This window comes from Deltaproteobacteria bacterium, assembly GCA_003696105.1.
Lineage (GTDB): Bacteria > Myxococcota_A > Polyangia > Haliangiales > J016 > J016.
The window spans coordinates 20009-29550 of the sequence record RFGE01000165.1; the positions used below are offsets into that span (position 1 = coordinate 20009).

Genomic DNA, 9542 nt, shown 5'->3' on the forward strand with positions numbered 1-9542 from the left:
CGACCGCCGATGGAACCGGCGCACCGGCCCCGCTATTCCCGCGCCGGGCGTGCGCGGCCGGCCCGACCGTGGTTAGATTGCGGCCGTGACCGATCCCAGCCCCGCCCCCGCGCCGCGCCGCCGCCGCACCGCCGGCCTCGCCCTCGCGGGCATCGCCGTCGCCGCGATCGCCGCGGCCGCGGTGGCGATCGCGCGCCCGAGCGCTCCCCCGGCCGAACTGCCCGACTACGGGGAGCTGGCCGCCTTCGAACTCACGGACCAGACCGGCGCGCCGTTCGGCACCCGCGAACTCGCGGGCGCGCCGTGGATCGCGAACTTCATCTTCACGCGGTGCCCGACGGTGTGCCCCGTGTTCACCTACAAGATGGCGCGGGTGCAGGACGCGACGCGCGCCGTCGGCGACCGGCTGCGGTTGGTGTCGTTCAGCGTCGACCCGGACTACGACACGCCGGAGGTGCTGCGCGCCTATGCCGACCGGCACGGCGCGGATCCCTCGCGCTGGCGGTTCCTCACGGGCGCGCCGGACGCCGTCCGCACGACGGTGCGCGACGGCCTGAAGATGGCGATGGAGCGGGCCGGCGACGCGGGCGACGTGCCCAACATCCTGCACGGGACCCACTTCGTGCTCGTCGACGGACGGTCGCACATCCGCGGCTACTACGACTCGAACGACGCCGGCGCCGTGGACCGCCTGATCCGCGACGCGACCGCGCTCGCGCGGGACGCCCGCTGACGACGTATGATCGCCCCGCCGTCCGCGCCGCTGAGCCTGGTGTGCGGCCTCCTGATGGGCAGCGCCGACGCGATCCCGGGCGTGTCCGGCGGCACCGTCGCGCTCATCCTCGGCATCTACGAGCGGTTCATCGCGGCGCTGGCGACCGCGGTCCGCGCGCCGATGCTGATCGGCTCTCGCGACGGCCGCACCGAACTCGCGGCGGCGCTGCGGTTCCTGGTGCCGCTCGGCGCCGGCCTGCTGGCGGCCTACTACCTGGCCACGAAGCTGCTGGTCGGCCCGGCGGATGCGCCCGGCATCCTGCGCCGCCCCGACACCGCACCGGCGTGCTACGCGTTTTTCTTCGGCCTGGTCGCGCTGAGCGTGCGCGAACCGTGGCGCCGCATCGGCGCGGTGGCAGGCCGTCACTGGGCCGGCGCCGCGCTCGGCTTCGCCGCCGCCGCCGCGTTCGCCCACCTGCCCCACTACGGGGCCGAGCCGGCGCGCCCGCTGCTGGTGCTCGGCGGCGCGGGCGCGATCGCCATCATGCTGTTGCCGGGCGTGAGCGGGTCGCTGTTTCTGCTCATCATCGGCCAGTACGCGACGGTGGCCGGGGCGGTCCACGACCGCGACATCGCGGTGCTGTTGCTGTTTGCCGCCGGCATCGCGCTCGGCGTCGCGACGTTCGTGCCGGCCCTGCGGTACGTGCTGCGCCGGTACCACGACGGCGCGATGGCGACGCTCACGGGACTGATGGCGGGCTCCCTGTTCGCGCTGTGGCCGTGGAAGATCAACTACGAGCCGAAAGCCGGTCCGATGACCAACGCGGCGCCGTGGGCCACCCATCTCGGCTGGGTCGCCGTCGCGGCGATCGTCGGCGGCGCCGTCGTCGTGCTGCTCAACCGCCTCGAGCGCAAGCTCACGGAGCCCGCGTGACGCGGCCCCGGACCGACGCCGCCGGCGGCGCATCCGCTCTGGCGTCCTCCCGCGGGCCGAGATAGGCTGTCGCGGGCACGCACCATGGATGTAGCGCTCGACGTCGCGCGCCTGCTGTTCGGTGGCCTCGTCCTGTACGTGGGCGCCGAGTGGCTGGTCAAGGGGTCCGCGGGGCTGGCGCGCGCCTACGGCGTCAAGCCGCTCGTCATCGGTCTCACCGTCGTCGCGTACGGCACGTCCGCGCCCGAACTCGCGGTGAGCACGATCGCCGCCGTCGACGGCAAGCCGGCGATCGTCGTCGGCAACGTCGTCGGCTCGTGCATCGCGAACCTCGGGTTGATCCTCGGCGTCACGGCGTTGATCTCGCCACCCGCGGTCGACGCGCGGCTGATCAAGCGCGAAGTCCCGGTGCTGCTCCTGTCGGTCGCCGTCGTCCCGCTCGTCGTCTGGGCCAGCGGCATCGCGTGGTGGGAAGGCCTGCTGTTGTTTGCCGCGTCCGTCGCCTTCACCGTGTGGACCCTCAGCGTCGAAGCCGGCGTCAACGTTCCCGCCGCCGACGAGATCGAGGCGACCGCGGAGATCGCCGGCGCGCCGTCCGGCTCCGGCAAGGCCCGCATGTATGCGGTGACCGCCGCCGGCATGGCGCTGCTCATCGGTGGCGGCGACGTGTTCGTCGACGGTGCGGTCGGGGTCGCGCGCTCCCTCGGCATGACCGAGCGAGTCGTCGGCCTCACGATCATCGCGGTGGGCACGTCGCTGCCGGAACTGGCCGCGTCGCTGGTCGCGGCGCTGCGCGGCCACGCCGACATCGCCGTCGGCAACGTCGTGGGCAGCAACATCTTCAACGTGTTCCTGATCCTCGGCATCGTGCCGATGGTCCGCCACCTCGACGTATCGCTCGCATCCGTCGCCGGCGACCTGTACTTCCTTGCCGGTGTGACGTTGCTGGGCGCGTTCACCATGCGGGGCGACCGGCGCGTCACGCGGGTCGAAGGCGCGCTGCTGGCCGCCGCCTACCTCGCGTTCCTGGCGTTCGCGTTCGGCAAGACCGGATAGCCGCCCGCGCGCCAGGCGCCTCCCTCGCGTTGGCGTTCGGCAAGCGCCGAGAGCTGCCCGCGCGCCGTCGCCACCGTCGCGTTCGGCAAGACCGGATAGCCGCCCGCGCGCCAGGCGCTACAATGCCTCCGGCTCGTCGTCGTCCGGCTCCATGTGGATCGTCACGTCCGCGACGGCCGGGATGCGAGCGCGGATGGCGTCCTCGAGGTCGTGGGCGATCGCGTGCGCCCGCCGCAGAGACAGGTCGCCGTGCAGCCGGACGTGCAGGTCGAGGTGGACGTGGTGCTCCGGGCCGCGCGAGCGAATGCGGTGGCAGTCGACCACGCCCGGCACCGAGGCGGCCGCCGCGCGCACCTCGTCCGGGTCGACGGCCGCCGCGTCGACGAGCACCGCGAGGTTCCGCGTGACGATGCGCCACGCCACGTACGCGACGGCGCCGAGCACCGCCAGCGCGACCGCCGCGTCCGCCCACTGGATGCCGAACCGCGACGCCACCAGCGACGCCATCACCGCGGCGGTGACGAGCACGTCGGACGCGGTGTGCCCCGCGTCGGCGACCAGCAGCGGGCTGCCGAGCGCGCGCCCGCGCCGCGCCTCGTAGGCGGCGACGAACAGGTTGACCGCCCAGGTGCCGCCGACGACGGCGAACCCGAGCGGCGGCGCCGGCGCCACCGGCCGACCGCCGGCCAGCGCGCGGGCCGCCGTCCAACCGAACTGGAGCACGCCCGCGGCCATCACCACGCCGATCGCCGCGGCCGCGACGATCTCGAACCGCCGGTGGCCGTAGGGATGCCCCGCGTCGGCCGGCCGATCGGCGAGCCACAGGGCCACCAGACCGATGACGTTTGCCGACGCGTCGAGCACCGAGTGCAGGGCGTCCGTGCCGACCGCGAGCGACCCGGACCACCACGCGTACGCGCCCTTGGCCGCGGCCACGATCGCGTTCAGCCACAGGATGATCCAAAGAACTCTGCGGATTTGCCGGGCCCGATCGGCCCCGCCGACGCCGGACGGCGGATGCACGCGGGTATGGTACACCGCAGCGGCGGCGCCGGCGGTGCGGCGGTGCGGCGGCGCCGGCCGGCCTCCCCGCGCCTGCGGCCTCCAGTTCTCACCGGGCGAAAGATCCGGTTAGCCGCCGCGACTTGGCGGTTCGCGGTGGACCGTGTACGAACATGGACATGGTGTGGTTTCGCTGGTCCCTGTTGAGCCTCGCAGTCGTCGTGTCCACCGCCGGTCCGGCCTTGGCAGAACGGCCGCGCGGCACCTACATCCCAATCGATGAGTCGATGGCGGACGTCCGCTACGTGGACGACACCGTCATCACGCCGCAGGGCCACGGGGGGTCGCACATCCTGTACCTGAACCGCTGCCGCGGCGGCGAAACCTTCTCACCCGGCTTCAACGACTCGCGCCAGAACCGGTCGAGCATCATCGACCGGTCCTACACGTTGCCCGAGTACCCCTACGGCGACGCCAGCTTCGAGCAGGTCGCGACGTGCGTCCGCCAGTTGATGGCGCCGTTCAACATTCAGGTCGTCACCGAGGACCCGGGCCAGACGCCCCATCACGAGGCGGTCGTGTGCGGCAAGCCGACCGACCTCGGCATGCAAAACGGCGTCGGCGGCGTCGCTCCGTTCTCGTGCGGCGTCATCGAAAACTCGATCACCTACACGTTCGCCGAGGTCTACGGCGGCCAGACCCGCTTCATCTGCGAGACGATCGCGCAAGAAGCGGCGCACGGCTGGGGCCTCGACCACGAGTACCTGTGCGAAGATCCGATGACCTACCTCAGCGGCTGCGGTCCGAAGTCCTACCAGGACATCGACGCGCGGTGCGGCGAGTTCAGCGCTCGCAACTGCCAGTGCGGCGGGGCGACGCAGAACTCGTTCCGCCGAATCGCGGCGGTGTTCGGCACGGCCGATCCGACGCCCCCGTCGGTCACGATCACCGAGCCGGCGAACAACGCGACGGTCGACCCGGGCTTCGTCGTCCGCGCGGACATCACCGACGACCAGGGCATCGGCTCCGCGAGCCTGTACGTCGACGACAACCTGGTGTTGAGCTTGTCCGAACCGCCGTTCGTGTTCAACGCGCCGAACGACCTGGCGGATGGCGACCACAAGGTCGAGATCGTCGCGACCGATAGCTTTGGCGCCGAGGCGCGCGATTCCATCTTCGTGATCGTCGGCGAACCGTGCTCGAGCGCGAGCGACTGCGAGGACGGCGAGGTCTGCGTCGACGGCCGCTGCGTCGCGGGTCCGGGGACTCCCGGCGGCCTCGGCGAGGCGTGCGAGTCCGGCGCCGACTGCGCGTCCGGTCTGTGCGGGTCGGACTCGAGCGGCAACAAGGTGTGCACCGAACCGTGCGATCCGGCCGCCAACGCGTGCCCCGGCGGGTTCGAGTGCCGATCGGCCGGCGAGGCCGGCGGCGTGTGCTGGCCGGGAGCCGGCGGCGGCGGCGGCGGTTGCGGCTGCACGCTCGGCCGCGCCGGCGACGACACGGGCGGGCCGCTCGGGCTGCTGGGCCTGATCGGCGCGGTCGGCCTGGCGCTGGTGCGGCGGCGCCGCTGACCCTCGCGCCGCGCCGAGCCGCCGTGCGCTGCGGCCCCGCGCCTGGCGCCCGAACCGCGGCGGCGGTAGAACGCGGCCCATGGAGCTGAGGCAGTACGCCGAATCGATCCTCGCGGCGCGCGACCTCGCGGGCAAGCTCCGCCCGCCGCCCGACGGCTGGACGGATCGCGATCCCGGGCCCGCCGAGCGCTGGCCGGCGCCCGGGCGACCGCCGGAACTCGCCATCGTCGAGGCCGCCCGCGTCAAGGTGCCGCGCCCGGCGGGGATGTGCGACCCGCGCCAGCGGCCGCGCATCCTCCACGCGCTGGCCAACCACGAGTTGCAGGCCGTCGAGCTGTTCGCGTGGGCGCTGGTCGCGTTCCCCGACGCGCCGCCCGCGTTTCGCCGCGGCCTCGTCGCGCTGCTCGCGGACGAACAGCGGCATATGCAACTGTACATGGACCGCATCGACGCGTGCGGCGCCCGCTTCGGCGACTGGCCGGTGACCGGCTACTTCTGGCACCGCATCGACCGCGTCCGCACGCCGCTGCAGTTCGTGTGCGCCATGGGGCTCACGTTCGAGAACGCCAACCTCGACTTCGCGGCCGACTACGCCGAGGCAGCCCGCGCCGCCGGCGACACCGAAACCGCGGACGTGCTCGCCGCCATCCACCGGGACGAGATCCGCCACGTGCGCTTCGGCTGGACGTGGCTCGCGAAGCTCAAGCCGGCCGGCCAGTCGATGTGGGACGCCTACGTCGCCAACGTCGAGCCGCCCCTCGGCCCGGCGCGTGCCCGCGGGCCTCGGCTCGACGTCGACGCGCGCCGGGCCGCCGGCTTCGACGACGCGTTCATCGCCCGGCTCGCGGCCACCGCGCCGCGCAGCCCGAGCGGAAAGCCGCGGTGAGCCGGCTGATCGTCGCCAACCTCGATGCGGAGGACGCCGACCTGCCGCTGCGCGTGCGGCGAGCGGCGTCCGCCGCCGGCACCCTGTTGCGCGCGTTCGCCGAGCCGGGCGACCGGTTGTGGACGCCCCTGCCGGTCGCGCCGCGGCGGGTCCCCGACCTGCGCGTGACGCTCGTGTCCGGGCCGCTTCCGCGCGAGACGCCCGCCGTCCAGTGGCGCGCCCGCGACGCCGTCGCCGATCGCGTCAATCACCGCCGGTTCGCCTTCGACCTCGGCCCGGCGCTGCCCGGTGCGCGGTGGGTGACCGACGCGGACGCGTTCGAGCCGGCGCACGCGGCGTGGTTGCTCAAGACGCCGCAGGGGTCGGCGGGGCGCGGCCAGGTGCGGCGGCGCGTGCGCCACGTCGACGCCGAGACGCGCGCGCGCATTCGCCGGCTGATCGCGCGACACGGAGCGCTGCTGTACGAGCCGTGGGTCGATCGCGTGGCGGACTTCGGCGTCGTCGGCTACGTCACCGACGGCGGCGTGGACCTGCGGCCGCCCCACCGGCTCCTCGTCCACGCCACCTGCGCGTTCCGCGGCATCGTCCTCGACCCCGAACTGGACCGCCCCGAGCTGACGGCGGCCGCCCGGCGCGCCGGCGATGCGCTGCGCGCGGCCGGCTACCGGGGCCCGTTCGGGATCGACGCGTTCGACTGGCGCGACGCGAGCGGACAGGTGCACCTGCATCCAATGTGCGAGATCAACGCGCGGCTCACGTTCGGCCACGTGGCGTGGGCGGTCGGTGAGCCGCCGCTGGCGTTGCGGCTGTCGGTCGCCGGCGCCCGGCCGCCGGCCGGCGCGACCCCGCTGCTTTTGCCGGACGACGGCGACCCGACCTGCGCGTGGGTCGTGCGCGGGTCGCGACCGAGCCTTGACCCGCCGTGGCCGTCCCGCTAGCGTCCGGCCATGCGTTTCCCGACCCCCGTCTGGCTCGCCGTGGCGCTGGCCGCGGGTTGTTCGTCGTCCGCGCCGTCCACCCGCCGCCCGGAGGCGGCCGCGCCGGCGCACGCTCCGGCCGCGCCGGTGCACGCTCCGGCCGCGCCCCCCCTCGCCGGCATCCCCGCCGACGCCGTCGCGGCCGGCTGGATCGTGCTGCCCGCCACGCTCGGCGACCTCGCGGCCACCGGCCTGTCGCCGGAGGAGCGCGACGCGCTGCGCGCCGAGTTGCAGGACGCGCTGTCCGACGGCGCCCGGCTCGACCTCCGCGACGTCCGCTCGCTGGCGTGGTTCGCCCGCATCGGCCCGAGCGGTCCGTACGGAGCGGTCCTCGTGCGGAGCACCGCGGGAGGCGTGGAGTTCGACCCCGGCCCCCGCCGGATCGACGACGGCGTGGTGGCCACGCGGCGGGGCGACACCCTCGTGATCGGCCATCCGACGGCCGTCGACGCGGCGCTGCGCGCGCTGGCCGGCGACGAGCCGGGGTTGTCCGCCGGCGCTCCCCTCGGCGCGCTCCTGGCACGCGCGGCCGATGCGCCGGTCGCGGTGGCCGTCGCCGGTGCACCGATCCAGCCGATGCTCGCGCAGGCCGGCCTGCCCCCGATCGACTCGCTGCTGGTTCGCGCCGACCGCGACCGCCTGCGCTGGGAGATCGCCGCACCGGCCGACGTCCTCGCCCAGCTCGAGGACGAGGTCGGCGCCGCGTGGGACGAGGTGCTCGCCGAAGCCGAACAAGACCTGGCGCGCGGCAAGAGCGAAAACGGCGCGATCGCGTTCCTGGCGATCGCGTTGTCCCACCAGTATCGGCACCTGCACGCGACAACCCGGCCGCGCGTCGAGGGCGGCCGGCTGGTGAGCGACGTCCCCGTGCCGGGCATCGAGACGCCCAGCACCTGGATGATCGTCGCCGGCGCGGCGGCTGCGGTAGCGGTGCCGGCGTTCATGAAGTACATCAAGAAGTCCAAGGCGGCGGAGGCTCGGGACAACGTCAAGCGCCTCGCCGAGCTGGCCGCGCGCCGCGCCGCGTCCGGCGAGCCGCTCGTCCCCGCTCCCCTCACGCCGGCAAACCCGACCGCGTGCTGCGAGCGCTGTGACGACCCGACGGCGTGGCAGACGCCAGCGTGGCAGTCAGTGGGATTTTCGCCCGGCGGCCCTCACTACTACGCCTACGAGCTCGAGGTCGTGTCGCGCGGGACCGACTTGGAGTTCACCGCGCGCGCGGTCGGCGACCTGGACTGCGACGGCGTCTACTCGACGTTCGAGATGCCGTTCCGCCGGCAGGGAAGCGCCCCCCCGTCCGCAGCCGACTTGTTCGTCGACAACGAACTCGAGTAGCGCGCCGATCGCCTACGCGCGGCGCGCCGCGCGCACGGCCGCCACCGGGTCGCGCACGATCGCCGCCCGCGGCAACCACTGCACGCCGGGGTACTGATCGCGCACCTGGTCCACCAACGGCGACCAGTCGCACACGACGACGGCAACCGGCTCGCGCTCGAGCGCCCACACGGCCGCCAGCGGCGTGCGCGCGACGCGCACCGGCACGCCGATCGAGCGCAGTACGCGCGCCGCCTCGTCGAGGAACGCCTCCTCCTGGTCCACGATCAACACCCCCAACACGCTCCCATCCGGCATCCCGTCGTGCATCGCGGTCGGTCCCTCCCCGAATTGCCATCGTACGGCACGGGCACGCGCCGCTGCGAGCAAAATCGTCCGGCGCCGTCGGCCGGGCGCGCAACCCCGCGGCGTCGCGTCGTGCGACCCGCGCGCGGTGGTCGGGAAATCCCCGCACCGCGGCGCGTCATCGCGATGGCGAGCGCAACCGCCGCACCGCCGGCGGCCCGCGCCGAACGCGCCGGGGTTCGGATGCGACGTCACCGCGCCGGGCGCGACCGCTGCCCGTACGTGACGCGAAGCGTGAGCTTGCGGTCGCCGCGGACGACGATCACGGTCGTCGTCTGGCCGGGTCGCGCCTGCTGCAGCACGTGCATCAAGTCGTGAATGTTCGCGATGTCGTAGTCGCCGATCCGCACGATGCGGTCGCCGCGACGCAAGCCCGCGCGGTCGGCGGGGCCCCCGGCGCGCACTCCCGCCAGCACGACCCCCGGCGCGCCGTCGGGCGCGCCCGCGTAGTCCGGTATCGTGCCGAGCGACGCGCCGTACGACCGCACGTCGCCGCGCGGCGCGGGCGCGGGCGCGCGCCGGTACGTGAGCGGCTCGGCGCGGCGCGACAGCGTGTCCACCAGGTCCGCGACCAAACCGGCGATCTGCGCGGTGCCCGCCGCGTTGATCCGGCCGGCGTCGTCCGACGGCTTGTGGTAATCGGAGTGCGCGCCGGTAAAGAAGTGGAGCACCGGCACGCCCGCCGCGTAAAACGGCGTCTGATCCGACGGCCCGTAGCCGTC

10 protein-coding genes are annotated in these 9542 nt (G+C 74.3%); 7 read left to right on the forward strand and 3 right to left on the reverse strand.

From position 1 onward, the window contains the following. Nucleotides 1-76: 76 nt before the first annotated feature. From D6689_11170 to D6689_11180, 3 genes are all read left to right on the forward strand, one after another. Nucleotides 77-733, forward strand: coding sequence for an SCO family protein (locus D6689_11170; GenBank protein ID RMH41434.1), 657 nt, complete (start codon nt 77-79; stop codon nt 731-733). Between the two features lie 6 nt (nt 734-739). Further along, nucleotides 740-1648, forward strand: a complete 909-nt coding sequence (locus tag D6689_11175; GenBank protein ID RMH41435.1) for a DUF368 domain-containing protein — start codon at nt 740-742, stop codon at nt 1646-1648. Between the two features lie 84 nt (nt 1649-1732). Then, nucleotides 1733-2704, forward strand: coding sequence for a sodium:calcium antiporter (locus D6689_11180; GenBank protein ID RMH41436.1), 972 nt, complete (start codon nt 1733-1735; stop codon nt 2702-2704). A 117-nt stretch (nt 2705-2821) separates the two neighbouring features. Here D6689_11180 and D6689_11185 read toward each other — a convergent pair whose 3' ends face one another. After that, complete coding sequence (locus tag D6689_11185; GenBank protein RMH41437.1) at nt 2822-3742, reverse strand: cation transporter; 921 nt, start codon at nt 3740-3742, stop codon at nt 2822-2824. Between the two features lie 143 nt (nt 3743-3885). On the opposite strand from D6689_11185, the gene D6689_11190 reads away from it, so the two are divergent. The 4 genes from D6689_11190 to D6689_11205 all read left to right on the forward strand — a co-directional run bounded on the left by D6689_11190 (nt 3886) and on the right by D6689_11205 (nt 8475). Beyond that, entirely contained in the window at nt 3886-5277 is a 1392-nt protein-coding gene (locus D6689_11190; GenBank protein RMH41438.1) for a hypothetical protein, read from the forward strand. 79 nt (nt 5278-5356) lie between these two features. Continuing rightward, the gene (locus tag D6689_11195) at nt 5357-6163 is read left to right on the forward strand and encodes a DUF455 family protein (protein ID RMH41439.1); all 807 of its coding nucleotides are present in this window, start codon (nt 5357-5359) and stop codon (nt 6161-6163) included. Beyond that, nucleotides 6160-7101: a hypothetical protein gene (locus D6689_11200; GenBank protein ID RMH41440.1), complete on the forward strand. Its 942-nt coding sequence runs from the start codon at nt 6160-6162 to the stop codon at nt 7099-7101. Before D6689_11195 ends, D6689_11200 begins: the two co-directional genes overlap by 4 nt. Nucleotides 7102-7110: 9 nt before the next feature. Beyond that, nucleotides 7111-8475: a hypothetical protein gene (locus D6689_11205; GenBank protein ID RMH41441.1), complete on the forward strand. Its 1365-nt coding sequence runs from the start codon at nt 7111-7113 to the stop codon at nt 8473-8475. A 12-nt stretch (nt 8476-8487) separates the two neighbouring features. Here the strand turns inward: D6689_11205 and D6689_11210 are convergent, their stop codons facing one another. Continuing rightward, on the reverse strand, nt 8488-8784 hold the full coding sequence (locus tag D6689_11210; protein ID RMH41442.1) for a hypothetical protein: 297 nt from the start codon (nt 8782-8784) through the stop codon (nt 8488-8490). A 227-nt stretch (nt 8785-9011) separates the two neighbouring features. Beyond that, nucleotides 9012-9542, reverse strand: a 531-nt coding sequence (locus D6689_11215; protein RMH41443.1) for a PDZ domain-containing protein, incomplete at its 5' end; no start/stop codon positions are given.